Here is a 26,687-nt window from a genome sequence, read left to right as displayed (position 1 = left end):
ATTGTGTGGGCGTTTTGGTGAAGTCTTGAGAAACTGCATCATGCCAGAAATGGGTGCGCCCACACCCTCCTTTATGCTTGCGATGCCAAGCCGTTCCCATGCGTTACGCCAGTTTTGCAAGAGCCTCTATGGAATGAACGCAGCATTTTCAGGCCGATGTCTGAGTGTTCACTCTATTATTGATTGGCTAATTTTGATGTACGTCAATTTTTTTGCGCTGGCTGTATGCGATTCTGCATGCCTCCGGACGCATGCTGCGTCGCAACAAATGGCAGACGCCAAATGTCGTCCGGAACTTGCCTGTCCGGATTGCACCGGACACCGATGCACATTTTTGGACGACCAACATGAACACTAATTTACATGCCCACCTGATTGGCGGCGGTATCGGCTCCCTGTCGGCAGCCGCCTTTATGATCCGCGACGGCAACGTCCCCGCTGCGAACATTCGCATTTACGAAGCCGCTCCCCTGCTCGGCGGCAGCCTGGACGGCGCGGGAACGCCCGACCAGGGCTATTCGCTGCGCGGCGGGCGCATGCTCACCTTCGACAACTACGAATGCACCTGGGACCTGTTCAAGTCGATTCCCTCGCTCACGAATGAAAACAAGACCGTGTTCGACGAAACCGTCGACTTCAACGAACTGTACAAATCGCACTCGCAGGCCCGCCTGGTCGACCGCCGCCGCGCCAAGGTGCCTGTGACGTCGATGGGCTTTTCGATGCACGACCGCGCCCAGTTGCTCAAGCTGAGCCTGGCCGACGAAGAAACGCTGGGCGCCGACACCATCAGCGACTGGCTCGATCCCTCCTTTTTCGAGACCGAGTTCTGGTATATGTGGGCCACCACGTTTGCCTTCCAGCCGTGGCATAGCGCGGTTGAATTCAAGCGCTACCTGCACCGCTTCATGCTGGAGTTCTCGCGCATCGACACCCTGGCCGGGGTGCGCCGCACCGTGTACAACCAGTACGATTCGCTGGTGCTGCCCTTGCAGGAATGGCTGCACCAGCAAGGCGTGCAGTTCATCCTCGATTGCAAGGTGACCGATATCGGCCACGCCACGCTCGATGGCAAGTTCGTCGTCACCGGCTTCGACTGCCAGCGCGCGGGCAACAGCGAGCATGTGGACGTGGCGGCGGGCGACCTGGTGTTCTTCCAGAACGGCTCCATGACCGACGCATCGAGCCTGGGCAGCATGACCAGCGCCCCGGAAAAACTCGACAAGACCGACAGCCAGGGCTGGGCCTTGTGGGAAAAACTGGCCGCCGTTCAGCCTGGTTTCGGCAATCCGGCGGCATTCAACAGCAGCATCGCCGAGTCGTACTGGGAATCGTTCACCGTGACCCAGCAGGATTCGGCCTTCTTCGACAAGATGCAGCAGTTCAGCGGCAATCAAGCCGGCACCGGCGGCCTGGTCACGTTCAAGGATTCGAACTGGTTCATGTCGATCGTGCTGGCGCACCAGCCGCACTTTGCCAACCAGCCGGCCGGCGTGAAGGTATTCTGGGGTTACGCGCTGTCACCGGACCGGATCGGCAATTTTGTCGCCAAGCCGATGTCGGACTGCACCGGCGAAGAAATCCTGCGCGAGCTGTGCGGCCATTTGCGCTTCGATCTCGATGCGGTGGAAACGGCCAATTGCATCCCTTGCCGCATGCCTTATATCACCAGCATGTTCATGCCGCGTTTGCACAGCGACCGTCCGCTGCCGGTGCCGAAGGAATCGAAAAACCTGGCGTTTATCAGCCAGTTTGTCGAGATTGCGGATGACGTGGTGTTCACGGTGGAGTATTCGGTACGGGCCGCGCAGATGGCGGTATATGAACTGCTCGATATCCAACGTGAAGTGCCGCCGATCAAACAGCACGATCATGCATTGAGCACGCAATTCGAAGCCTTGTTCAAGGCGCTGAAATAAGCATTACGCTGGTCGTTCCCGCGCCTTGGCGCGGAACGACGTGTCAGATCGCGCCGAACGAACTCTTTTCCATTTCCACGCAATCGAGCGCAATGCCGCACGGGTGCGCATAGACGGCCGTGCGCAGCACGAAAAATCCAGCAGCCTCATAAAACGGCACGGCATTAAGCGAAGCGGATAAATGCAATCGCTTGCAACCACGCTCCAGCGCCATTCGCTCCAGGGCGGCCAGCATCATCTTGCCGATCCCCCGGCCGCCTGCCTGCGGATCGACAAACACCGCGTCCACCTCGCTCGTCGGTAAATCCAGGATGGCATAGCCCAGCATGGCGCCCGGCTCTTGCGCAATCACCGCGCCGCTGCTGGCAACCAGCCCAGGATACGAGCGCGGCACCGGCGCCGCCAACCATGGCCCAAGCACCTCGGCCGGATAATGACCGGCGCAACCGTGGCGCAGCGCGCGCGTGCGCAGCGCCCACATGGCATCGATATCGGCCAGCAGCGCCGAGCGCAATGTCAGCATCGGCCGCTCCTCAATCGACGATGAACAGCTTGGCGCCGCCGCGCGTGTGCGAACGGTGCGCCTCGGCGTTATCGGCCACCTGGTAACCGATGCCGGGCGTGAGGATGAATTTGCGACCGTCGGCCAGTTCGCTTTCGAGTTCACCCTCAAGACATAACAGGATATGTCCCTTGCTGCACCAGTGATCCGCCAGATAACCGGCGCTGTATTCCACCACGCGCACGCGGATGGCGCCGAACTGGCGCGTCTGCCAGTACGCCATGCCGGTTTCGCCGGGATGCTCGGTGCGTTCCACGCCGGACCAGTCGGTAATGCCAAAGGGAATATCGGAAATGTTCATGCGCATGCCTTGTTCAATGCCGTCATCGGAAAACGGACGCTGTTGTTTAGCGTCCGTCACGGCATAAAATAGCATGCAGCGAGAAAGTGCGCTCGGGCCGGCGGTTGATCGGCGGGCGCGCAGAATGAGAATGGCGGCGCGGGCGGTGATGTGCTGTCCGCGCCACCAGGAAAGCGTTAAGCGTGGTTCCAGGCGGTGTCGTGCATCTGCTCGAAACCGATCTTGCCGGCGCGGTAGCAGGTACCGGCGCAGTCTTCCAGGCCAGCGCGGTCGAGGATGGCGACAGTGCCGCGGCGGTATTGAATCAGGCCGTCCGCTTGCAGCTTGCGCGCGGTCATGGTGATGGTTTCGCGGCGCACGCCGAGCATGGTGGCCATGGTGTCTTGCGTGACCTTGATTTCGTCCGAGAGCGAACGGTCGAGGCGGTCGAGCAGCCAGCGGCACAGCTTTTGTTCGATCGTGCAGTGGCGGCCACCGACGACATTCTGGGCCAACTGGGCGAACATGGCGAAGGTGTAGCGCATCAGCAGCTGGGCCATGGCGCCGCCCGAGGCGACCAGTTCGCGCAGCACGCTGCTCTTGAGGCGGTAAGCGTAACCGGCGGTCTGCACCACGGCGCTGCAGGTAGCGCGCTCGGCTTCGTACATCGCCAGGCCCAGCACGCCTTCGCGGCCAACCACGCCGATTTCGGTGGTGGCGCCGTCTTCCATGACGTACATCAGCGAGACGATGGCGTTAGTCGGAAAGTAAGCGTAGTCGAACTTGCTGCCGACGTCATACAGGTGCTTACCCGCTGGCATGGGCACCAGTTCCAGGTGCGGGAACAGGGCTTCCAGGTCCGTGCGGGACAAGGCACGCAGCAACTCGTTCTGCTGGGCGCCAGCAACGCTGATCATCGGCTTGGCAGCCGGCTTGGCGGCGCCCAAGGTGATGGAGCGGATGGCGTTGGTGGCGTTGCTGTTCGAATCGGTATTTTGCGTGCGGTACATGGTATGCCTCTATGTATTAGGTTCAACTCATCAATGGCTCTACTGTAAAGCTCGCTAACAAAACCAGCCATCGGACCAATGGATGACACGCTGTAGGCATGAACAATGACGCTTTGTCATCTAACTCCTACGTGGGCGCTATGTCTCCCGCGACGCCGATTTGCCCGGGCAGGCGCCCCGGTCCGGTTTCGAGCACCCTGCGGTACTCCAGCATGCGCGCGCCCAGCGCGACCAGATCCACCTTGCTCTTGCGCATGCGGGGGAACATTTTTTCCTCCTCCTCGCGTGCGTGCCGCGTCACCTGGTCCCACAGCACTTTGACCGTCGCGTCGAACAATTCGTTCTCCGGCTCCATCTCGCGTATGCGCCCGATCAGTTCGCGCGCGCTGGCATGCTCGACGATGGCCTCGGCAATCAGGTCGGCATCCTTGAGGATGGTCCTCGCCGCCGGGTAAAAAATATCCTGTTCCAGCAGGGCGTGAACGCTCAGGGCCGAGCAAATGTCCTCGGAGATGCGTTTCTTGCTCTCCTTCGAACGGGCGCTCAGGCCGCGGAACTGCTCGAACAGGGCGGTCACTTCCTCGTGTTCGATGATCAATATGTCAACAGCGTCGTCTTGCATGCTTTCGATATCCATGTTCGGCTCCATGTTCGGCTCCAGCACTCTTGGTATAGTTGCAATATGATACCAAAAGTAAAAGCCAACGCCGAACGGAATCCGCCACCTGTGCATTCAGTGTGGCGCAATCGATAATACCGCGTGATAGACTCGCCGCGTCTTGCCGTGCGACATGGCCGCGGCAGCCAGCCACTGAAAGTCCCGACCCGATGAAGCCGACCTGCGCCCTGACCTTGCTGGCCCTGACCCTCGCCTCAGGGAGCTCCTGTGCCCAGGGCGCGCCTGTTTACCTGCCGCCGGCCAGCGCCGGCACGACGCTGACGCTCACGCCGGACCGCGACGACTGGACCTACTCCCTGGGTGCGCCCGCCAGCGTGCGTGTAAAAGTCGCGCTCGATCCCTACCCGGCGGCGGGCGTCACGCTGCGCTACCGCATCGGTCCCGAGATGCTCGAAGGTGCCGAGCGCACGGCCGTGGTGCCGGCCGAGGGCCTGGTACTGCCGGTCCCGGCGCCGTCCACGCCCGTCTTCATGCGCGTGATCGCCAGTGCCGACGTGGCCGGCCAGAGCCTGACCACGCTGGCCACGCTCGGCTTCGCGCCGGACAAGATCGTGCCCACCCAGGCCAATCCGGCCGATTTCGACGCCTTCTGGGGCCGCCAGAAAGCCGCGCTGGCGCAACTGCCTCCCGATTACCGCCTCACACCCGCGCCGGAACTGTCGAACGACAAGATCGAGGTGTCCTACCTGAGTTTCCGCAATGTCGGCGGCAATGGGGTCACCAGCCGCATGTATGGCTTGCTGGCGGTACCGCGCGGCCCCGGACCCTTCCCCGCCGTGCTCGACCTGCCGGGCGCGGGCGTCGAAGCGCAGACCGGGGCCCGCGCGCTGGCGGAAAAAGGGGCGATGACGCTACAGGTGGGCATCCACGGCATTCCGCCCAACCTGGCGCCCGAGGTCTACGAGTCGCTGGCAGGCGGTGCGCTGTTCGGCTACAGCCGGATCAAGCTCGACGACCGTGAGAACTACTATTTCCGGCGCGTGAACCTGGGCGTGCTGCGCGCGGCCGATTTCCTGGCCACGCATCCCAAGTGGAACAAGCAGCAGTTGCTGGCCATGGGCGGCAGCCAGGGCGGCATGCTGAGCATCATGACGGCGGCGCTGGAGCCGCGCGTGACTGCCCTCGTGGCCAATAATCCCGGCCTCAGCGACGTGACCGGCTATCTGAACGGCCGCGCCGGCGGCTGGCCAGCCCTGTTCAAACCGGGCCCGGATGGCGCGCCCACCGATGCGCCGGTCGCGCCCAAGGCGGTGACGACCTCGTATTACGACACGGTGAACTTCGCACGGCGCCTGCGCGTGCCGGGATTTTACTTTTGGGGCTACAACGATGTCCTCACCCCGCCCACCTCGACCTTTGCGGCCTACAACGTGATCACGGCGCCCAAACAGCTGACCATCGCCCCGGCGCAAGGCCACGCGATGTCAGCCGGGCAGCTGGACATGGCCCAGCAGTGGGCGCTGCGCCAACTGGGACTGGCTAAATAGCCGCGAGCCGCGCGCATGCCTGCGCCAGGCGCTGCGCCGGCGTGCCTTGCACGATTGTGAAAGGCAGGCCGCGCCGCGTCAGCTCGTCCACATACCAGGCATGCTGGCGCTGGCGAAAGATCTCGTCCCGGCGCGTGCCATCCTGCACGAACGCAAAGTCGGGCGCGCATAGCAGCGTCACATCGTACGGTTGCGCGGCCAGTTCGTGCAGGGTGGGATCGGCTTGGCCGAACATCGCCTCGCTGTAGAACAGCGTGGTCAATGGGGAGGTATCGCACACCAGCCAGCGTGTGGCGTGCGGCAGCAGCGCCTGTTCAGGCGCCAGCTGGGTGCGCCCGATGTCCAGCATGTCGCCGAACACCAGCGCGCCATTCTTCTCGATCCACAGTTCGCGCCCGAACTCCGGCGCCCAGACGCTGTCCAACGCTTGTGCCAACGCTGCAGCCAGGGTGGTTTTACCGCTCGACTCGCCGCCGAGCAGGCACACCTTGCGCACGAAGCTGGCATACACCTGCGGATGCAGGAAGGCGCGCAGGGCGTGCGGATTGGCGCGGATGGCCGTGCCGGACACCGCTACCTGCGCACGCGCGCGGTCCACGGACACGTGCCGGACGGCCGCGCGTGGTGCGCCCGACCCGCGCCGCGCGTCAAAATACGCGCCCAGGGCGCGCGCGAAGCCGTCGCCGTAATCCTCGCTGGTGAACACGGCGTCGACCGTCACGCCGAGCAGGTCCAGGCACAGCCAGCCGCAGAAGTCGCGCTGCTCCGTGTCGGGCGCGTCGTTGTGGGGCACGCGCACTGCCGTGGCGCCGCCTTGCAGGGCGGCCAGGCTGGCGTCGTCGAGCACCAGCACGCGCACCTGCGGGTACGACGCGCGCAGCCATGCTTCGCGCAGCGCCCTGCCGCAGCCGGCAAATTCCGGTTTGGTGTAGCTGATCACGACGACCTCGTCGCAGGCGGCCAGCGCGCTATCGATCACCAGCATGTGGCCGCGGTGCAGCGGACAGAATTTGCCGACCACGAGGCCGCGGCACCATTGCCTGGCCAATGCGTTCATGCGCCCTGGCGCGCCAGGCGGCGCCACCACAGCCACGACACGATGGCGTTGACCCAGTAGCAGGCGTACAGGAACGCGGTCAGGTACAGGCCGCGGCTGGCATACAACGGTACGGCGACCGTGTTCACCAGAATCCAGAATGCCCAGTTTTCGACTTTGCGCTGCATCAGCAGCAATTGGGCCACGATGCTGAACACCAGCACGGCCGAATCGATAAACGGTGCGTACGCGTTGGTGTAGTGATGCAGCAACGCGCCATAGGCGGCGGTCGCGGCGAGGCCGGCCGGAACGATCCAGGCCAGCGCGCCGATCTTCGCGTGGCTGATCGGCAGCTCGCTGCCGGCCCGGCCACGGCGCCACTGCCCCCATCCCACCACGCTCGATACGATAAAGAAGCCTTGCAGTGCCACGTCCGCATACAGGTTCGACTGGTAGAACAGCACGCCGAACAGGGCGCAGCCGACGATGCCGGTCCACCAGGTGTGGACGCTGTTGCGCCCGGCCAGCAGGATGGCGGCCGTGCATCCCGCGTTGGCCGCCATTTCAAGGTTGCCGATCACGCCATCGTCTCGCGGTTCGCCTCATGAAAACGGTCGAACAGGCGGCAAGCCATGTCGTCGATCTCCGCGCGCATGGTGATCTGTTCAAGCCAGCGTGCCGGAATGGCGTCCACGCCGTACCAGGCGCCGGCGATCTGGCCGGTGATGGCGGCCGTGGTATCGGCGTCGTCGCCCAGGTTGGTCGCGCGCAGCACGGCCGCTTCATAGCTGTCGGTATGGAAGAAGCACCATAGTGCCGCTTCCAGCGAATCGACGGCGTAGCCGGTGCCCTGGATATCGCTGTCGGCCTTGTCGAGAAACGCGCCGCTGGCGATCGCCGCCAGTTTCGGCTCGGCCGGCGCAAACCCCGCGTTGGCCAGCAGCGCGCGTTTCGGCTGGCCGTCGAGCGCCGCGCTCAATATGCCGGCAAACAGCTGGCACGCCTGCACCGCTTCCGGGGCGCCATGCGTGGTGCGCGAACTGTCGGCGGCATGCTGGAGCACGCGGACGCGGTCCGGATAGGCGAACAGCACCGCCGGCACGAGGCGCATCAGCGAGCCGTTGCCGGCACTGCGCGGGTTGGTCGAGCCGCTGAACGGATCGCCGGTGACGGAGTAGCGCGACAGGGCATCCTGCACCGTCATGCCGATGTCGAAGCAGGTGCCGGTCGCACTCATATAGCCCCACTGCCACCAGTTGCGGTAGCGGTTGATCTGGTCAGCCGGATCGAAGACGCCCTTGACCAGGAAGCTCTCGGCCAGGCACAGCGCCATCGAGGTGTCGTCGGTCCACTGGCCGGCCTTGAGCCTGAAGGGGCCACCCCCTGTCATGTCGGTCACCGGGGCGAACGAGCCGCGCGGGGAAAATTCCACGGTGGTGCCGACGGCGTCGCCGCAGGCCAGGCCCAGCAAGCTGCCGCGATAGCGGTCGCGCGTCATGCTCATACGGGCTCCTGGCTCAGCGACAGGAACGAGTCGAGAATGTGGAAGTGGTCCTCGAAGAACTGGTCTTCCATGCCGGCCAGCTCCACGATGGGAATCCAGGCGGCGTGCGAGGCGTCGTCCGACGCTTCCACCGGCGGCAGGTTTTCGGTTTGCAGGTCGAAGAAGTGGGCGTGGGTGATGGTGCGGCCACGCTGGCTGCGGTCGGGATGGTCGAACACCTTGACGTCGACCAGCATGCCTTCGAGCGTGGCGCCGAGCAGCGCCAGCTTGGTTTCTTCGGCCAGCTCGCGTATGGCAGCGTGCAGCAGGCGCTCGCGCTGTTCGACGAAGCCGCCAGGAACGGCCCACTGCCCTTTTCCGGGATAGCCGCCACGCCGGATCAGCAGCACATTGCCGCCGCTGACCACCACCGCATCGGCGGTGGTGAAGATGGGCGCGTACGGCGCACTTTTCCACGCCGTTTTGTAGGCTACGATGCGGCAGTGCTCTTCCACCAATGCAGCGTAGTGCGGCAGCAGCGCCCAGGCTTTCAGGTACCTGCGCACTGCGGGCGGCACCATATCGTCTAACACGCTGAGCGAGATGTCGAGGTCTTCGGCCTCGAAGAACACGCGCCGCACGCAGGTGGCGTCGATGGCGCGTTCCGATTCGACGACGATGTTTTCCCATTTCGGGAAATGATTCAGGTAGTAGCTCGACGCGTCCTTGAAGTGGCCCACCAGCGCCACGTGCGCCGCATCCGGCGCGCTTTGCGCGACCGCCTTGCGTACCGCCGCCGCCCACAGGGTGTCGTCGTAGTAGTCGCGCACGGCGACAAAACTGACGCGCGCGCGCTCTTCCTCGCTCAGGGTGGCGCCGATCATCGCGGCGCGCTCTTCCCAGGTGAACGGATTTTTCGCGTTACGGGCCTGGAACGAGGAGCCCAGCACCAGCACCACGTGCGGCGCGCTGACCAGGGCCCGCTGCAGCAGCACGACGTGCCCGCGGTGGAAAGGCTGGAAGCGGCCGATCAGGACGGCGACGTCGGTGGAAGTTTCATTCATTTGTGCGTTCATGGTGATCAATAGTGAGCGGCAATCGGCAATTGACGGCCGCTGCCAAAGGCGCGCGAACGCACCCGGATAATCGGAGGCGCCTGGCGCCGCTTGTATTCATTACGCGCCACCATGCGGTGGATGCGTTCGACCAGCGCCGCGCCATCGGCCCCGGCCAGCAGACCGGCGACGAAGCGCTCGGCGAGCGCCGCTTCGGCGGCCGGCAGGCGGCGCCCTTCGATATGCCACTTGAGAATCTCGTCGAGCACCTCGTACTCGGGCAGGCTGTCGGTATCCTGCTGGCCCGGCGCCAGCTCGGCCGACGGCGGCTTGGTCAGCACCGCGTCGGGAATGATCTCGCGCCCGGCGCGCTGATTCACGTGGCGCGCCAGGGCATAGACTTCGGTCTTATACAGGTCGCCGATCAGGCCAAGGCCGCCGTTGGTGTCGCCATACAGGGTGCAGTAGCCGACCGAGATTTCGCTCTTGTTTCCAGTGGTGAGCAGCAAGGTGCCCGACGCGTTCGAGTACGCCATCAGGATCGTGCCGCGCACGCGCGCTTGCAGGTTTTCCAGCGGCAGTCCTTGCAGCGGCCGGTCGAACGCGCCCTCGAAACCGATGCTGTACTGCTGCACCAGGTCGAGAATCGGGTGCGTGTACAGGGTGATGCCCAGGTTGTGGCACAGCGCGACCGAATCGCTGACCGAGCCTTCGCTCGAAAACGCCGACGGCATGGTCACCGCGATCACGTTCTCCGGCCCCAGTGCGTCCACCGCCAGCGCCAGCGTGAGGGCCGAATCGATGCCGCCCGAGGAGCCGACAACGACCTTGGCAAAGCCGCAGCGGCGCGCATAATCCTGCAAGCCGAGTACGATCTGGCGGCGTGCGAATTCGGCCACCGGCAAGCCATCGGCGCCAGGTGCGGGCAGCGCGAAGCCGTCGGCTGCGCTGAAACGGCCTTGCGCGAAGCCGATGACCTGGAAATCCTCGCTGAAGCGTTGCGCCTCGAAGGCGATGCCCTGCGAGGGCGACACGGCAAACGAGGCGCCGTCGTACACCAGCTGGTCCTGGCCGCCGACCTGGTTGACGTACAGGATCGGCAGTTCGTTATGCACCGAGGCGGTGCGAAACAGCGTGTGGCGCAGTTCGCGCTTGCCGATATCGGACGGGCTGGCGTTGATGCTCACCACCAGGTCGGGCCGGGCCTCGCGCAAGGCCGTGAACGGGTTGACCTTGTAGTCGCGCCCTTCGTGGTTCCAGCCGTCTTCGCAGATCAGAAAGCCGATGCGGTGCGCGCCGACCGCCAGCACGCAGGCGCCTTCCGGCCCTGGCTCGAAGTGGCGGCGGTCGTCGAACACGCCATACGTCGGCAGCAGCTGCTTGTAGTATTCGGCGACGATGACGCCCTCGCGAATCGCCAGCAAGGCGTTGAACAGGGGCTTGCCGGGGCCGGCGTTGGCGCGCACGGCGCCGACCACCGAGACCAGCCCGGGCAAGCCGCGCGAGGCTTCCAGCACGCGTTCCAGGCCTGCCTGCATGCGTTCCAGGAAGGCCGCTTCTTCCAGCAGGTCGCCCGGATAATAGCCGCACAGGGCCAGTTCGGTGAACACGGCCAGGTCGGCGCCCTGCCCGGCCGCGCGCCGCATGGCCGCGATGATGGCGCTGCTGTTGCCGTCGATATCGCCGACGGTCGGATTCAATTGGGCGATGGCGATTTTCAGCATCGGATTCTTTCGGTTCTCAGGCGGCGGGGTGATTGAACACCTGGCGCAGGTACGCCAGGAAGGTCTCGTCCTTGCACAGCGTTTTTCCTTTCGAGTCGGACAGCTTGGCTACCGGCTGGCCGTTGCACGATATGAGCTTCATCACGATATTGAGCGGGGTGAGGCCGACATCGTTCGACAGGTTGGTGCCGATGCCGAAACCGGTCATGGTGCGGTCGGCGAAATGGCGGTACAGCGAAAACGCGGTCGGCAGATCGAGGCCGTCGGAAAACACCATGCGCCGGGTATGGGCGTCCAGGCGCAGCTTGGCGTAGTGCGCCAGCGCCTTTTCGCCCCACTCCACCGGGTCGCCCGAATCGTGGCGCAGGCCGTCGAACAGCTTGGCGAAATACAGGTCGAAGTCGCCGAGGAAGGCATCCATGCCCACCACGTCGGTCAGCGCGGTACCGAGGTCGCCCCGGTATTCCTGGACCCAGTCTTCCAGCGCGGCTTTCTGGAAGTCGCGCAGGCGCACGCCGAAGGACTGGAAGCTTTGCAGGTATTCGTGCGCCATGGTCCCGATCGGCACCAGCTTGTACTTCATGGCGAAGTACACATTCGAGGTGCCCTTGAAGTACACCGGCACGTCGCGCGCCAGGGTGGCGACAACTTCCTCATGCCAGGCGCCGGAAAAGCGGCGGCGCACGCCGAAGTCGAAAAACTCGAACGGGTGGCGCCTGGCCGGCTCGCTGGCCAGCTCGCGCAGCAGGGCGATCTTCGCTTGCAGGCGCTTGCGCCCCTCGGCCAGCGCGGCAGCCTGGTCGAAGCGGCGGAAATACAGCTCGTTGACGATGTACAGGACGTAGATTTCAAAGCCCATCACGTGCACCTGCGGCCCGGTGGCGCGGATGCGCAGATCGTCGCCATCGGTTTCCACGCTCAGGAAGTGGCGCTGGAAGCGGAACACGGTCAGGAAATCGGCAAAGTCGCTCTTGATGAAGCGCAGGCCGCGCAGGTATGCCACTTCCTCGGGCTTGAACGAGAGCGAACACAGATGATCGAGTTCGCGTTCCACGTCGGCCTTGAGTTCGGCCAGCGGGTAAGCGGGCACGTTGCGGCAGGTGAAGGCATATTCGGCCTGGGCGGCCGGGTGGCGGTGCAGCAGGGCCTGCCACATGGTGAATTTATACAGGTCGGTTTCGAGCAGGCTATGGACAATCGGGGTCATATGGTTCGCGTAAGGACGCGTCAGAAAGAGAAGTAGAAGGCCGGCTCAGCGCCGCGCATTGGCAAGCAGTTCGGGCACGATATCGGCCGCCTGCGCAATGCCCAGGCCGCGCGCGCGCATGTCGCGCACAAAGTCGTCGTACTGCGCGCCGAAGCCGGTCACGGGACTCATGCAGTCGGTCAGCAGCACCAGCTGCGACAACTGGCGCGGGTCCCAGTTGGCGACGATATGCTCGGTGGTGGCGCGCACGCAGTGGCTGCCCGCTTCGCCGGTGATATACACCTGGTCGGACCCGCGCAAGAGATCCAGGAAGGCCTGGTTGACCTGGGTGCTGTCGTCATCCGCATCCGGCACCTCGGCCTTCACCGCCGAATAGTGCTCGGTCCAGGGATTGCTGCCCTTGCCGATCTTGCTGACCATGCCCAGCGCGCTGTCTTCCCAGGCGTTATAGGCGGCGCGCACGTCGGCGTGCACGTTGTGGCCCCAGGAACCGATCTCGCAGTGCACCGGCCAGGCCATCAGGGTGTAGCGCCCGGCCGCCTCCAGCGCTTCCAGATAGGCCAGCACGCGCGGCAGCACACTTGCCTTGCGCGGCAGGTATTTGCCCTGCCTGACCTCGAGCGCCGTGATTTGCGTGAACGGCGTGATCGCGCCATGGTCCGCATCCATCCAGAAGGAACTGTGCGCGACGTCGAAACGGTGATGCGAGTCGAGCGTGATGCTGATCGCGGTCAGGCCATCCTGTCCGCGGCGGATCAGGTCCGCCACGCGCAGCATGTCGGCGTGCGCGCCGGGCACCGGCAGCGCGGGCGCCGGCGCCGCGTTGGCGCCGGCTGGCGGCGCCAGATAGTCGGCCGGCAAATCGCAGAAATCGTTTTGCGGATCGATCACGAGCAGATGCAGGTTGCGTTTCATTTCCTTGTCCTTGTGAGTACAGTGCGACAAGCATAAGCCACTTAATTTACTTTTGCAACTAACTATGCAATAATTTGTTCATCCGATGGCGGTGCGATCAATTCAGGGAGTAATCATGTGCGCAAAGTTAATTTCGAACAATTTTCAGCGCCGCAGGCCGGCGCCTGGCGCATGAGCGCGGTGATCTGCACCGTCGATATCGTGCTGCTGACCCTGGTCGGCGAAGAATTGGCGGCCGTGCTGCTGCGGCGCGAACACGATCCGTTCCAGGGTGCGCTGGCCATTCCCGGCGGCTATGTGCATCCGGAAGACGACCTGAGCGCCCATGATGCCGCCATGCGCGTCATCAAGGACAAGACCGGCATCGTCGCGCCCTACCTGGAGCAGTTGGCTACCTTTTCCGGCGCCGAACGCGATCCGCGCGGCTGGTCGGTGTCGGTGGCCCACTATGCGCTGGTGCCGCACGCGCTGCTGGCGGCGCGCAAGGATGCCGCCGTGCATGTGGTGCCGCTGTCGCAGCTTGGAACGTTGCCATTTGACCACAACGAAATTATCGCCACGGCGCTCGAACGCCTGCGCAACAAAAGCCAGTATTCCTCCCTGCCCTGCTTCCTGGCTGGCGACACCTTCACCCTGCCGCAATTGCAGCGCATCTATGAACTGTTGCTCGGCGAGCCCCTGAACAAGGTGAGCTTCCGCCGTAAAATGAGCGAAATGGACATGCTCGACCCGGTCGACGGCCAGTTCGAAGCGGCCGGCGCCCATCGTCCGGCCCAGTTGTACCGTCTGAAAGCGGCGGTGAGAAAAACCCTGACCCTGCTCGAACGCGGGCTGTAATGGCGTTTCCATGGGGCAGTAAATGCATATTATCTTGCTATCCTTGCATTGCTGTCACGTATAATGATGGCCCATGACTAAACATAAAAACAAAAACGAACAATCTTTTCACCTGATGAGCGACTCCAACCGTACCGTAGCAATCAGTAAATTCCTGTCCCTGATACTGCGCCACAGCCCTGCCACCATCGGGCTGACGCTCGACCAGAGCGGCTGGGCCGATATCGAGGAACTGATCACCCGCGCCGCCAAGCATGGCAAACGCATCACCCCCGAACTGCTGCGGGACGTCGTTGCCGACAACGACAAGAAGCGCTTCGCCATCAGCGACGACGGCAAGCGCATCCGCGCCAACCAGGGCCACTCGGTAGCCGGGGTCGACCTGGCACTGCTGCCGGTGACCCCGCCGCCGGTGCTGTACCACGGCACCGCCTCGCGCTTTGGCGCGTCGATCCGCGACCAGGGCCTGCTTCCCGGCTCGCGCCACCATGTGCACCTGTCGGCCGACACCGCCACCGCGCTGGCCGTCGGCCAGCGCCACGGCGTGCCCATCGTGCTGACGGTCCAGGCACTCGCCCTGCATGAACAGGGACAGGAATTTTATCTTTCCGCCAATGGTGTGTGGCTGACCGGCCCGGTGAACAAGCGGTTTATCACCTTCCCTTGATTTTTCTCTGCGGCAACTGACCGCACCGCCCGGACAATAGGCCAGGCATGCTTGAATTCGCTTTATGAAACAACAGACAAGCATTCCTTGAATAAATATTTGATTCCAGTTCGCATGCGCTAAGGTAGAATGGCCGCTCTATTATTCAATCACCGCGCGTATCCGGTCCGCCCTGGGCAAGTCGCCCTGCGGAGCAACGACGATGTGAGTGCGGGCGCCATGGTGCGAATCAATCCAGATTGCATGAACATGCCGTCCGCGCCGGCTACTTTGCGCCCACGCGCCCCCACGACACTTTCCGAACGCGACCTTCCCCGCCATGAAAGCTGATAAGCCTGTATTGCCCGTGACTGACCTCGATGGCAAAAAGCGGCCGCTGATCGTTATTGCCGCGTCGTTTCTGTTGGTCGTCTGCATTTCGCTGGTAGCGGTGCAGGGCTGGAGCATTTACAGCGCGCGCGAAACCCAGCTGGCGCAAAGCGCGGCGGCGACCGCCAACATGGCGCGCGCCCTGGCCGACCATGCCGACAGCACCATCGAGCTGGTCGACACCATCTTGGCCGGCGTGGTCGAGAGCGTGCAGCACGACGGCATCACCCATTACGGCGAGCGCCTGCACCTGCACCTGATCGACCACGTCAGCCGCACGCCGTCGCTGCAGGGCATGACTATCTTCGATGCCAGCGGCAACTGGGCCCTGCAATCGCTGCGCGAACCGATCCCGGCCCTGAACAACGCCGACCGCGAATATTTCATTTATCACAAGACGCACACGGACAAGCTGGCCCATGTCGGCCCGCCGGTCCGCAGCCGCGCGACCGGCGCCTGGGTGCTGCCGGTGTCGCGCCGCCTGGAAGACAAGGAAGGCAACTTCATCGGCGTGGCCCTGGCCACGGTGCAGCTGAGTTTCTTCCGCACCTTTTACGACAGTTTCGACATCGGCAAGGAAGGCACTATCACCATCGCCATGGACAGCGGCGCGCTGGTCATGCGTCGCCCTTACCTGCAAGAAAATATCGGCATGTCGATCGCCAAGGAAGCGATGTTCAAGCAGTGGCGCGCGCGCGCGACGCCGGGGCCAGGCGCGGCGCCGCTCGACATCGATACGGTCGACCGCATGTATAGCTACCGTCCCCTGCGGCGCTACCCGCTGTTCGTGGCGGTGGGCCTGTCGACCAACGAGACGCTGGCGAACTGGTGGGCCAACGCGTACATCTCGACGGCGTGGGTGGTGATCCTGCTGCTGATCCTGATGTGGATGGGCTTGCGCCTGTTCCGCCAGGTAACCCTGCGCGACGAGCTCGAAGAACAGTTGCGCAACGCCCAGCTGGCACTGGTGACCAAGAACCGTTCCCTGAAACTGCTGGCCCGCAATGACGGTTTGACCGGGATCGCCAACCGGCGCCTGTTCGACGCCCGTCTCGACGCCGAGTTCAACCGCGCCACGCGCGACGGCACCTCGCTGGCGCTGGTGCTGCTCGACGTCGATTTCTTCAAGAAATACAACGATCATTACGGCCATCCGGCCGGGGACGCCTGCCTGCAATTCATCGGCCAGTGCATCCGCACCGGACGCCGCCGCGCCGGCAACCTGGCGGCGCGGGTGGGTGGCGAAGAGTTTGCGATTTTGCTGCCGAACACGGACCTGTACGGGGCGATCGTGGTGGCCGAGTCGGTGCGCAGGTCGATTGCATCGGCCGGGCGCGAGCATCAGGCCAATCCAGTGGGCATCGTCACCATCAGCTGCGGCGTGCACGCGCTGGTGCCGGCCAGGGGGATGGAGCCGAAACAGCTGGTCGAAGCGGCCGACAAGGCGCTGTACCTGGCCAAGTCGACCGGGCGCAACCGGGTGTGTCCGGATGCGCCGGCTGTGTCGTCGCGGCGCGAGCGGGCGTCGATCCTGGGTAGCTGAGATACGGCGCATCCGGTAGAAGACGTTACGATTTTCAATTTGCGCGCGGCGCGAGGCGCAAAAAATTCAAAAATTCCACTGCTAAATTTACAACAAAAATTGTATAAAAATCAATTTTTGTTCGTATTTGCGGTAAAATAATCAATTGTTCATTGCGATTCCCCGCGATCACTCCGCCCGCCATTCCGTCAATTTCGCCCAACTGGAACCAGCATGAGTAAAGCCTTCACGGTCGTACGTGATCTTATCGCGGACCGACAGCACAACCGTCTGATGCGACTGTCTTTCCCTAACAATGACGCGCCGTCCGCGCAGTTGCTCGTCAACAAACTCGACGCTTTCGAGTGCATGTCCAAGCCGTTCGAGTTCACCGTGGAACTCTTGTCGGATAGTCCCGCCATCCCACTCAAGGACATGCAAGGCAAAATGTTGTGCGTGCAGCTGGTTCGCAGGGACGGCGCGATGCGCTACTTTACCGGGCGCGTCTTCAGCTTCGGGCTGAAGACCGTGGACGGAGGGGTGTCGTATTACGAAGCCAAGCTTGGCCCTTGGTACGCCTACCTGGGGATGCGCAAGGACAATTATCTGTTCCATTACACGACGCTGTACCAGCAAACCGCGAGCATTTTCGGCGATTACGGAGGGCTTGCCGATTGGGACTGGCGAGTCGGTGGCGCGGCCGATGTGATGACCGATTGCTGCCAGTTCGATGAGAGCGACCGCAACTTCCTTGAGCGGCGTTGGGTCGGCAGCGGCATTGTCTATTGGTTCGAGCACACCGAAAATGGGCATAAGCTGGCTCTGTCGGATGACACAACGAGCGCGCAGCCAATCGATGGCGGCCCGACCGTACGCTTCCAGCGCCACGGTGGTGTCGCGGAAGAAGACGGCTTGCGCGAATGGTCGCCGTCGCGTCAAATCAAGCAAGGCACGGTATCGGTCGCCTCGTTTGATTTCAAGGCCCCCACGCCGTCGCACACCTCGCTGCCCACGGTCAGTCAGCAAGGGGATGTACCGAATATCGAATCGTATGAATACACCGGCGCCTACGGCTTTACTGGCGGGGGACGCTCGCTGGCCCAGTTGCGGATGGAAGAAATGGAAGCGGCGGGGAAACAGTTTCATGGTCTCGGCAATAACCGCAATTTACTGCCGGGGCGCTGGTTCAGCTTGAGCGACCATTTCGACACCAGCGAGACCGGGGACGATGCCCAGTCGCGCGAGTTCTTGATCCTTGAAGTCATTCACAGCGCATCGAATAACTATCACGTTAAAGAGGCGGCCGAATCGCACTACACGAATGAGCTGCGTGCCATACGCAAGATCATTCCCTATCGCGCCGGGCGCGACCATAACAGTGTCGAGACGAAAATCCATGGCATCCAGTCCGCGACTGTCGTCGGTCCCGCAGGAGAAGAAATTCATACCGATGAATTCGGCCGTGTACGCGTTCAGTTCCACTGGGACCGCGTCGGCGCGAACGATGAAAAAAGCTCGGCTTGGATCCGCGTGGCGACGCCATGGGCGGGCGCCAACTTTGGCATGACCTCAATTCCCCGGATCGGAACCGAGGTTCTGGTTCAATTCATGGACGGTAATCCTAATCGTCCGATCATCACCGGCATGGTGCCCAATGCGGACACGATGCCGCCGTGGACTTTGCCTGCCAACAAAACGCAAAGCGGCATCCTGTCGCGCTCGACACCGGGCGGCAGCTACGACAACGCGAACGCACTGCGCTTCGAGGATAAAAAGGGCAGCGAACAGCTGTGGCTGCATGCAGAGAAGGACCAGCTCACCGAGGTCGAGCACGACGAAGACAAATGGGTCGGGAATGATCGACGCAAAACGGTTGATCGGGATGAAACGAACCACATCAAGCGCGACCGCGCCGAGACGGTCGAACGCGACGAAACCATTACGGTCCATAACAACCGCACCGAACGCGTCGATCACAACGAAACCGTCAGCATCGGCGACAACCGCACGGAAGACGTTGGGAAGGACGAAACAATTTCAATCGGCATGAACCGCACCGAGGACGTCGGCAAGAATGAAACCATCACGATCGGCAGTAACCGAACCGAAAGCGTCGGCAAAAACGAGACCGTCACCATTGGCGGCAACCGCAACGTGACCATCAAGCGCATGAAGTCGGAAACGGTGACGCTGGCCAAAATGGTGACCATCGGAGGCGCCTATCAAACCACGGTGGGCGCCGCCATGAATACGAGCGTCGGTCTGTTTCAAACCGAGCAAGTAGGCCTGTCGAAATCGGTCAATGTCGGCGAGAAAATTTCATTCACGGCCGGTGAAGAATTTCGCATCGAAGTCGGCGAGAGTACTTTCGTCATGAAAAAAGACGGCCGGATCGAGATCAGCGGCAAGGAGATCATCATCAAGGGCACCAAAAAAGTGGAGCTGCACGGCGACGATGTCGACATCAACCCGAACGCCTGAGACGGACATGCCGCCCGCCATTCCATCACTGATCTTCGATAATCGCACTGCATTCGATGCGCTGCATTTCGATACCGTCGACCAGAACGATGTCGCTTTTCACGTGATCGTGGCAAGGACTGCTTACACCCTGGGTCCCGCTGGCGCGGACGGCCTCGCGACAATGACCGCGCTCGAAGAACCGGCTCAGCTGAACACGGCGGACCGCCACTACGACGACGATACCACGCATAGCGTCCGCGAGGAAAGCGATTTAGCACCGTACAAACCTCTATGCGATGTGATTGTTATCTGCGATGCGCATGCGCCTAGCGGTCGCGCGGCGCGCCGCTTTTCTGTCGGCTTGCACGTGAAACGTCCGGACACCCGGGCAACGCTGCCAGAAAGGCCATTGGGCCTCAATCCCATGCAGGGGCCGTCGCCGGCAATGATTGAAGAATGGGAAACCGCATTGCGTGTGGCCCGCAATACGGTCGTGCCAGGACAAGTCCTGCTCGACAAGACTCTCGCGGTGACAGGGCCGCGTACGCTGCGCAAGCGCTTCGCGCCAGTGCGGCTTGCCCAGTGGGGCATCCGGCTCGCCACGCTTGGGCTGGCAAACCCCAATCCATGGCGGCTGACGCGCCCCTCCCCCACGCTGTCCGTCCCGCTACGCTATGAACTCGCACAGGGTGGAGAATGCCGTATCAATACGAGCAGTCCGGATGCCAAACGGGTGCCCCTGAAGTTTCGACTGGCGCATTCCCAAGCCGCAGCGTATCCGCCCGGCGGAGCACCTGCGGCGCTCGATGCCTGCCAGTGGAATCCGGTGGGACTCGGTTTCGCCCGGCCGTGGTTTCTGCGCGCTACTGGAAATGCAGGTGCGCCGGCACCGCAGGTCGCGTATCCCGCGCGCCCGTTCTCCGCAGCGCAGTTCTGGAGCGCGGCAAAAGGCAAGGCTGAGCTGCATCCAGCAGGTCTGGGCGCGGTGGGCCGGGCTTGGCTCCCGCGTCGGAATTGGATTGGAACGTTCGAGGTAAAAGCGCAATGGCAGGCGGATGATTTACCAAGGCTGCCAAAGGATTTCGATTTTCGCTATTGGAACTGTGCTCCGGCGGATCAACAATGCCCCCACTTGAAGGGCGAGGAAATTTTTACGCTGCTTAACTTGTGCGCATCGGATTCCCTATTGGCGCGCAAGGATACAGACGGCAACACCGTCTTGCGTTTCGCACTTCCTGCCCAGTCGCTTTTCGCACTGGGGGCGGATACCGCAGGCGCCGTTGCGGTCATGCCGCTGGCAATCGATACCGTCACCATTGATCTCGAAGCCGGCCAGGTTCACTTGACATGGCGTCTGTGCATGCTGGCCGACGGCGAGCTTTCAGAGGTGCGTCTCATGCACTGCGACAGCGCCGAGCAATTGCGCCGTATCGACGAATGGAACGCGCCATCTTCCGGCGCGACGCCCGTAGCTTCGCCACTGCATTCCGCACCTACCCCACTCTAAATCTTCATGGCCCACGAAACCATTACCAAATCGCAGCGTTTCTATTGCGTCAGCGTGTATCCGGATATCTGCAAGACGCCTGTGGGGAACGCGGTTGTTCTGATTCCGTACACCATCAAAGGCGAATTCGTACAGGCACAGGCCGTCTCGCCGAACGTAAAAACGCACAGCGAGCCGATGTTCCTTCACGGTCGCAGCTTTATTCCGAGCGTGACTGGCGATGAGCCCGGCAAACTTGGCGGATGGAAGAGTGGAACATTCACAAAGCGCGTCGAGTCCTTCCAGACCAGTTCCACCAAAGGGGCAAATGGTACGCACACCATTCAGGAAGGCCGTTTCGTCTGGATGAATGACCGCAACACGGTCGGCAGGGTCATGGAACGTGGCGTCAAGCCAGCGCGCCCGCGCATAACAGTGTTCGGCGTCGATGTGCCCGAACCGGTCCAAGACGCGGCGAAACACTATCTGGAAAACATATCCGGCCCCCTCCACGAGGGTGCAGGCAAGGCAATGAACGTTGGTGGAGACATCATCGTCGGAAGCGGCGTGGTGGCCGGTGCGGGGCTGGTGGTCACGGCCACGGGTGTTGGCGCCCCGGTTGGGCTGGCGATGGAAGGCGGCGCCGCCGCAGGAGCCACCGTGGGTAGTGCGGTGTCGGGGGTCGGCGCGGTGACCGACGCCACGGCCACCGGGGCAGATGCCGTTGCGACAATGCTTAGTACGGGAAAGACACCCGATATGGTAGGCGTCGCCATGAAAGTTGGCGAGGATTTTATTGAAAATGTCGTCATAAAAAAAGCGGGCAGCGCATTCAATTTCGTCAAACGGCTCGCTTCAAAAAAAGTCATCCCCGGCAATACCCCGGCTTCTCCCGCCAAGCCTCCCGACAAGGCTCCGGCTGCGGACAAAGGTGGTAAGGATCACGATGGCCGGGACGGTGGCAAGACAGTCAAGCCCAAGGAACAAAAGGGGGACAAGCCGTCCGATTGCTGTCCCAAAAATGCCGCACCTGGAGGCAAGAAAACAAGCACCAGAAAACCTGTGCATATTGGCACCGGCGAAGAAGTGCTCTATCAAAGCGATTTTGTGCTTGCCGGGCCAACCCCGCTGGAATGGGGGCGCACCTATCGATCAGGCTCGGAATCGGAAGACTGGGGCATGCTGGGCGCCCGCTGGGCAACACCGTTCACGGCGTCGCTGTCCGTGTGCGCGAAAGGCGTGGTGTACCACGAGGAAACCGGCCGCGCGCTGCGCCTGCCGGTCGTCGGAGTCGGCCAGGAACACGACAACCGAAGCGAAGGTTTCGTTCTGCGCTGCCACAGCGACAGCCACTACTCGCTGATTTGGCGCGACGGCAGCGTCGACACATTCCGGCGCGTGGCGGACGCAGTCCTGCCGCACGGCTACGACGGCGTCAACGCCATGCTGGCACCACGCTCCCCGGCGCAGGTGCAGCGTTACGCTGTCGAGTGCCGCACCAAGCTTGACGGCAGCGGCTGGACTGTCGAACGGCATGAGGACGCGGCGCCCGGCGACGTGCTATTGCGTGTACGCACCCATGAGGGCCTTGCGCTGGAAGCGCTGCGTGAGCACCATATCCCCGACGCCAGAACGCCATCCGACCTTGATGCGCCTGCCCGTATCGGCCGCATTGAACAGGTACTCGACGATGGCACCAGGATATGCCATGTGAGCTATCGCTATGAGGCGGCAGCGAAACCCGATGACACTGGAAGCGAGCCGGCCCCATTCGACGCACTGCCGCAACGCTGGTACCTGGTCACGCAAACGAACGTCGCCGGGTCATCGCGTACCTATTCATATCAACACTGCCTGCTGCTTTCATGTACCAACTACAGCGGTTTCGCCCATCATCTTGAATGGGGCAGCCTGGAATTGCTGCGTGAGCGCTGGTCGGGAAATGGGCTCGACGATGCGCAGCTGGCCCGGCGTCATCCGGTGACCCAGGACAATAGCTATCGTGCACGCGTGTTCCGGGTGGCTGGGGCCGACGGTAGCGGCGCGAATGCGTTTGCGTATATTGACCACGACACGACGTGCCTTACCGAAGCCGACGGCGGCGTACTGGAATACACCTTCAATGCGCAGTGGCTGGCTACCGACGTGCGCCGGGTCGGGCCGGATGGCATCGCGCGCTCCCTCGGGCGACGCGAGTGGGACAAGGACGGCATGCTGCTGTCCGACACCGACGGTGCGCACAACGCCACCCGCTATACCTACGATGCTGCAGGCAACCTGACCAGCGTCACCAATGCACTCGGCAACGTCACCCGCATCGATTACGACGCATTCAACCGGCCCGTTTCGGTCACGGACGCCCTTGGCCACCGCACGCGTAGCGGCTACGACGACGCAGGGCGTATCGTCAACAGCACCGACGAACTGGGCCGCATAACCGCGTACAGCTACGACGGGCAAGGCCGGCTGGCGGTACTCACCGACGCACGCGGCGGCGCCAAGCGCCTGTCCTACGATGGGGCCGGCCGTCTGGCGTCGTACACCGACTGCTCCGGCTATACGAGCCTGTATCAGTATGACGGTCAAAACCGCTTGGTCAACAGCGTGGACGCGGTCGGCAACGCCAGCCGCTACAGCTACGATGGGCTCGGCCGCATGGTTGGCGTCACCCATCCGGATAAAACCACGGAAACATTCGATTACGATGGCGACAACAACCTGACCAGGCACACAGATGCCAAGGGGCAGATGACAAGCTACCGCTACAACAGCCACGGCCTTCCTGTCGAGCGCATCGACGCCAAGGGCCAGACCATGCGCTACCGCCACGATGAGGCGTTGCGCCTTGTCGAGCTAGTCAACGGCAACGACGACTCTTATCGCTTCACTTACGACGAGGAAAGCCGGCTGCTCACCGAAACGGGATTTGACAGCAAGACCACGCAGTTCAGCTACGACGGCGCGGGCCTGTTGGTGTCCAGCACCTGCGACGGCGTGCGCACCGACTACCTGCGCGATTCGATGGGCCAGCTGGTGGCCAGGAACATGTCCGATGGCGACGTGCGCTACGCCTACGATGCGCTCGGGCGGCTGACCGCTGTCGCCTCCCAGCGCGCCGAACAGCGCTTTGGCTACGACGCTGCCGGCCAGCTGGTCGACGAGCGCGTCGCCTACGCGCTGGGACAATTGCCGCTGCCAGGTGAGCCGCGCCAGCGCACGGCCGCGTTCACGCTGACCCACGCCTACGACATGCTCGGCAACCGCATTCAAAGCACGCTGCCGAACGGGCGCACTGTGGACACCCTGCGCTACGGCTCTGGTCACTGGCACGGCACGCTGTGGCAGGGCACGGCGCTGGTTGACCTGGAGCGCGACCATCTGCACCGCGAAACGGCGCGTCAGGTCGGTACCGGCCGCGACCGCCTCCATGAAAGCCGCGCCTACGACCCGCAGTCGCGCCTGAGCGCCTTCACACTAACACGAGGGAACGAGCGCCTGCGCGAGCGCCGCTACGAATACGACGCCACCGGTAACCTGACCCGCATCGCCGACCAGCGTGGGGGCGACCTGCGCTACGCTTATGACCCACTGGGCCAACTGCTGTCGGCGCTGCGCGAACGCGAGTGGAGCGAAACCTTCGCGTTCGATCCGGCCGGGAATCTGCTTGACCCGCCCTCACGCAAGGATGGCGGGATACCGCACGAGACGGAGGAATTGCGCATAGAAAAGGCGCAATTCGGCGAGCAAGCCCGGCATGGCATCCCAAGGCTGGCCAAGGTGACGCACAACCTGCTGCGCCAGTACGCGGGCCACCTCTACGATTACGATGCCCGGGGCAACGTCATCGGCAAGCGCTCGCCTGCCGGCGACGGCGACGGCGGCGGCGCGCAAGCGCTGGCGCTGGTCTACGACAGCGAGAATCGCCTGATCACAGCAACCCGCACCAATGACCAGGGTCGACAGGTGGCGCACTACACTTACGACGCCTTCGGGCGCCGCATTGCCAAGGAGGTCAGCGAGGAACGGAGGGAAGCGAATGGCGCCGCGCGGCCCTTTGCCGTCAAAACCACTCTCTTCGTCTGGGACGGTGACGTTCTGGCACAGGAAATCCACGCCGACAAGACCGTCACCTACCTGTACGAGCCGGACAGCTTCGTGCCGCTGGCGCGCATCGAGTCTAGCGAAGGCGTCGAAAGCTATGCGCCGCCCGACACGCATCTGTGCCACATTAACGAATGGGAGCTGCCCGACGCGCGGAACAATCCGCCGCCCGATCTACAGCAACAGGAAGCTGACAAGGCGCAAGGCCATTGGGAAGTTTGGACGCAACGGCAAAAACGGGCCGGCATTGACGCGGTCGACGACCGCATTCATTACTACCAGTGCGACCACCTCGGCACGCCGCTCGATCTGCTGAACGAGGATGGCGTAAGCGTCTGGTCGGGACGCTACAAGGCATGGGGCCGGATTCTGCGTTACAGCGCGAACGATGTGGAACAGCCACTGCGCTTCCAGGGGCAGTACGAGGATGCGGAAACAGGGCTATATTACAACCGGTATCGATACTACGATCCGGACTGTGCGCGGTATATAACACAAGATCCGATTGGATTAAACGGCGGCACCAATCTGTATCAATACTCGCCGAATCCAACTGCCTGGGTTGACCCGTTGGGACTGGCGGCGGGGAAAGACTGCTGCTGTCCGAAATTATTGATGTTAAATCCTAAGGACATTAATTTTGCTCAGCGTTCCGTCAATTCTGGATTTGACATACCCGGTGGAAAAATATCTATGGAAAAAGCCATCCGATTAGGCGCAGCACAGGTCGCGGAGTTTCCTCCGATAAGCGTAATTAACGTCAAAGGCCAATGGGTGGCCCGTGACGGAAACAGCCGTCTCTTGATTGCTCGTAAGACCAAAGCAAAACAAATTGCTGCATTGGATGAGTCGAGCTGCGAGGATAAACGTAAGGACTTATCAAGTAGACTAAGGAACAATGGCCTGGAGCGCAGTGGAACAAATGAATTACCTGTCGCGAGATAATTATGAAAATTAACGAGGAAAATTTTTGGAATGAATTTAACGAAATAGATTCCTGGGATGACTGGGACGATTTCAAAAAAAAATTTTTTGATGAAAATAGGCTTGCCATCAAATCCGATGATGAATGGGAACGAAGTTTGAATCGCGGAGATGAATTCATAAATGGATTAATCTGGCATGCTGCCTGTTGTGGCTACAAAGATCTGCATGCATATTTTTTACTCGATAAATCAAGAGCTCTTGCATTCAAAAAACTTGAGCCTGAAGCTTTTGCCAACAATGCAACGAAGCCTGAATTATATGGGCAGATATGTTATCACTGCGAAATTTGGACAAGAAGTCATCAGCCGAAAGCTTGCCCGGTCTGCAATGGTGAATTATTGCAATTGCCATTAAATGAAAAGTAAACAGTGCTTTCGTTGCACAAACTAGGTGAGCACGTAAAGCCTCTGACCGCACACGGATAAATGGCACGCACATCGGGCGTGGAGCACCTCGGTGCGTCGACCAACTTGGAGGTGTGCTGTACTACACCTCGACCCGCTGGACTAACTGCTGCTGACGCTGAGCGAGCGAGAGTGAAGCGAAACGTTCGCCACCAGATACAGCCCGTCAGAATCAGGAAAACTCAATGGAAAATGGTATAGAAATAGAAAAACTCGTGCTATTTCAAGCGCTTACCGAGCTGAATTGGCTGGATGTCAAATTATTCAGACTTGGAACCACGCTTGCCGTAACGCATGCAACCCAACAAGAAATTGCGGCCCTATGACGTTTCCGGTGAAACTTGACATCGGCTATGCTGTGAGGTTCTACCCATCACGTTATACACAACTCCGAACTCCCTGTCGCCATGACGAGAAAACCCGTTAACATTCAAGGAGTTACAGCCGCCACTTGTAAACTGTAGCGAAATGGCGTTTACTCTTGCCTTTTGGAC

At 62.0% G+C, this 26,687-nt stretch carries 22 protein-coding genes; 11 read left to right on the top strand and 11 right to left on the bottom strand.

The features are described from left to right. On the top strand, positions 1-358 hold a 358-nt coding region (locus F2P44_RS35210), incomplete at its 5' end, for a hypothetical protein (RefSeq protein WP_223165141.1). After that, the gene (locus F2P44_RS32525; RefSeq protein WP_167093937.1) at positions 348-1,919 is read left to right on the top strand and encodes an oleate hydratase; all 1,572 of its coding nucleotides are present in this window, start codon (positions 348-350) and stop codon (positions 1,917-1,919) included. The genes F2P44_RS35210 and F2P44_RS32525, both read left to right, overlap by 11 nt. Positions 1,920-1,962: 43 nt before the next feature. Here the strand turns inward: F2P44_RS32525 and F2P44_RS32520 are convergent, their stop codons facing one another. From F2P44_RS32520 to F2P44_RS32505, 4 genes are all read right to left on the bottom strand, one after another. Next, positions 1,963-2,442: a GNAT family N-acetyltransferase gene (locus F2P44_RS32520; protein WP_167093935.1), complete on the bottom strand. Its 480-nt coding sequence runs from the start codon at positions 2,440-2,442 to the stop codon at positions 1,963-1,965. 10 nt (positions 2,443-2,452) lie between these two features. Then, positions 2,453-2,782, bottom strand: a complete 330-nt coding sequence (locus F2P44_RS32515) for a DHCW motif cupin fold protein (RefSeq protein WP_167093933.1) — start codon at positions 2,780-2,782, stop codon at positions 2,453-2,455. 176 nt (positions 2,783-2,958) lie between these two features. Then, positions 2,959-3,771 (bottom strand): Crp/Fnr family transcriptional regulator, encoded by an 813-nt coding sequence (locus F2P44_RS32510; RefSeq protein ID WP_167093931.1) that lies wholly within the window; start codon positions 3,769-3,771, stop codon positions 2,959-2,961. Between the two features lie 127 nt (positions 3,772-3,898). Further along, a complete protein-coding gene (locus F2P44_RS32505) occupies positions 3,899-4,408 on the bottom strand; it encodes a hemerythrin domain-containing protein (protein WP_167093929.1) in 510 nt (169 codons plus the stop codon). A gap of 191 nt (positions 4,409-4,599) precedes the next feature. Here F2P44_RS32505 and F2P44_RS32500 point away from each other — a divergent pair, with 191 nt between their 5' ends. Next, positions 4,600-5,937: an acetylxylan esterase gene (locus F2P44_RS32500; protein ID WP_167093927.1), complete on the top strand. Its 1,338-nt coding sequence runs from the start codon at positions 4,600-4,602 to the stop codon at positions 5,935-5,937. Here the strand turns inward: F2P44_RS32500 and F2P44_RS32495 are convergent. Genes F2P44_RS32495 through F2P44_RS32465 form a run of 7 tightly spaced genes read right to left on the bottom strand, consistent with a single transcriptional unit; the run spans position 5,930 to position 13,357 of the window. Further along, positions 5,930-6,994, bottom strand: a complete 1,065-nt coding sequence (locus F2P44_RS32495; RefSeq protein ID WP_223165140.1) for an AAA family ATPase — start codon at positions 6,992-6,994, stop codon at positions 5,930-5,932. The two genes, F2P44_RS32500 and F2P44_RS32495, sit on opposite strands and share 8 nt — an antisense overlap. Continuing rightward, positions 6,991-7,554: a nicotinamide riboside transporter PnuC gene (gene pnuC, locus F2P44_RS32490; RefSeq protein WP_370662778.1), complete on the bottom strand. Its 564-nt coding sequence runs from the start codon at positions 7,552-7,554 to the stop codon at positions 6,991-6,993. The genes F2P44_RS32495 and pnuC overlap by 4 nt, the downstream gene beginning before the upstream one ends. Continuing rightward, positions 7,551-8,477 carry an ADP-ribosylglycohydrolase family protein gene (locus tag F2P44_RS32485; RefSeq protein WP_167093925.1) on the bottom strand — a complete coding sequence of 309 codons (927 nt, stop codon included), beginning with the start codon at positions 8,475-8,477 and terminating at the stop codon, positions 7,551-7,553. Before F2P44_RS32485 ends, pnuC begins: the two co-directional genes overlap by 4 nt. Continuing rightward, positions 8,474-9,520, bottom strand: a complete 1,047-nt coding sequence (locus F2P44_RS32480; protein ID WP_229423879.1) for a bifunctional nicotinamide-nucleotide adenylyltransferase/Nudix hydroxylase — start codon at positions 9,518-9,520, stop codon at positions 8,474-8,476. The genes F2P44_RS32485 and F2P44_RS32480 overlap by 4 nt, the downstream gene beginning before the upstream one ends. Positions 9,521-9,537: 17 nt before the next feature. Beyond that, entirely contained in the window at positions 9,538-11,235 is a 1,698-nt protein-coding gene (locus F2P44_RS32475; RefSeq protein WP_167093922.1) for an NAD+ synthase, read from the bottom strand. A 16-nt stretch (positions 11,236-11,251) separates the two neighbouring features. Then, positions 11,252-12,442, bottom strand: coding sequence for a nicotinate phosphoribosyltransferase (gene pncB, locus F2P44_RS32470; protein ID WP_167093920.1), 1,191 nt, complete (start codon positions 12,440-12,442; stop codon positions 11,252-11,254). A 45-nt stretch (positions 12,443-12,487) separates the two neighbouring features. Continuing rightward, positions 12,488-13,357, bottom strand: a complete 870-nt coding sequence (locus F2P44_RS32465; RefSeq protein WP_167093918.1) for a cysteine hydrolase family protein — start codon at positions 13,355-13,357, stop codon at positions 12,488-12,490. A gap of 171 nt (positions 13,358-13,528) precedes the next feature. On the opposite strand from F2P44_RS32465, the gene F2P44_RS32460 reads away from it, so the two are divergent. From F2P44_RS32460 to F2P44_RS32425, 8 genes are all read left to right on the top strand, one after another. Continuing rightward, the gene (locus F2P44_RS32460; RefSeq protein ID WP_167093941.1) at positions 13,529-14,194 is read left to right on the top strand and encodes an NUDIX hydrolase; all 666 of its coding nucleotides are present in this window, start codon (positions 13,529-13,531) and stop codon (positions 14,192-14,194) included. A gap of 73 nt (positions 14,195-14,267) precedes the next feature. Continuing rightward, on the top strand, positions 14,268-14,861 hold the full coding sequence (locus F2P44_RS32455) for an RNA 2'-phosphotransferase (RefSeq protein ID WP_229423878.1): 594 nt from the start codon (positions 14,268-14,270) through the stop codon (positions 14,859-14,861). Between the two features lie 346 nt (positions 14,862-15,207). Then, on the top strand, positions 15,208-16,773 hold the full coding sequence (locus F2P44_RS32450) for a sensor domain-containing diguanylate cyclase (protein WP_370662779.1): 1,566 nt from the start codon (positions 15,208-15,210) through the stop codon (positions 16,771-16,773). A gap of 213 nt (positions 16,774-16,986) precedes the next feature. After that, positions 16,987-19,233 carry a type VI secretion system Vgr family protein gene (locus F2P44_RS32445; protein ID WP_167093913.1) on the top strand — a complete coding sequence of 749 codons (2,247 nt, stop codon included), beginning with the start codon at positions 16,987-16,989 and terminating at the stop codon, positions 19,231-19,233. A 7-nt stretch (positions 19,234-19,240) separates the two neighbouring features. Then, a complete protein-coding gene (locus F2P44_RS32440; RefSeq protein ID WP_167093911.1) occupies positions 19,241-20,722 on the top strand; it encodes a DUF2169 family type VI secretion system accessory protein in 1,482 nt (493 codons plus the stop codon). A gap of 6 nt (positions 20,723-20,728) precedes the next feature. Continuing rightward, complete coding sequence (locus F2P44_RS32435; protein WP_167093909.1) at positions 20,729-25,747, top strand: RHS repeat-associated core domain-containing protein; 5,019 nt, start codon at positions 20,729-20,731, stop codon at positions 25,745-25,747. Between the two features lie 2 nt (positions 25,748-25,749). Next, positions 25,750-26,154: a hypothetical protein gene (locus F2P44_RS32430; protein ID WP_167093907.1), complete on the top strand. Its 405-nt coding sequence runs from the start codon at positions 25,750-25,752 to the stop codon at positions 26,152-26,154. 224 nt (positions 26,155-26,378) lie between these two features. Beyond that, positions 26,379-26,519, top strand: coding sequence for a hypothetical protein (locus F2P44_RS32425; protein ID WP_167093905.1), 141 nt, complete (start codon positions 26,379-26,381; stop codon positions 26,517-26,519). The last annotated feature ends 168 nt before the right edge of the window (positions 26,520-26,687 follow it).

It is taken from the genome of Massilia frigida (assembly GCF_011682175.1).
Taxonomy (GTDB): Bacteria; Pseudomonadota; Gammaproteobacteria; order Burkholderiales; family Burkholderiaceae_D; genus Telluria_A; species Telluria_A frigida.
The sequence above is the reverse complement of the archived record's forward strand: the minus strand, read 5'-3'. Positions and strand labels throughout refer to the sequence as shown.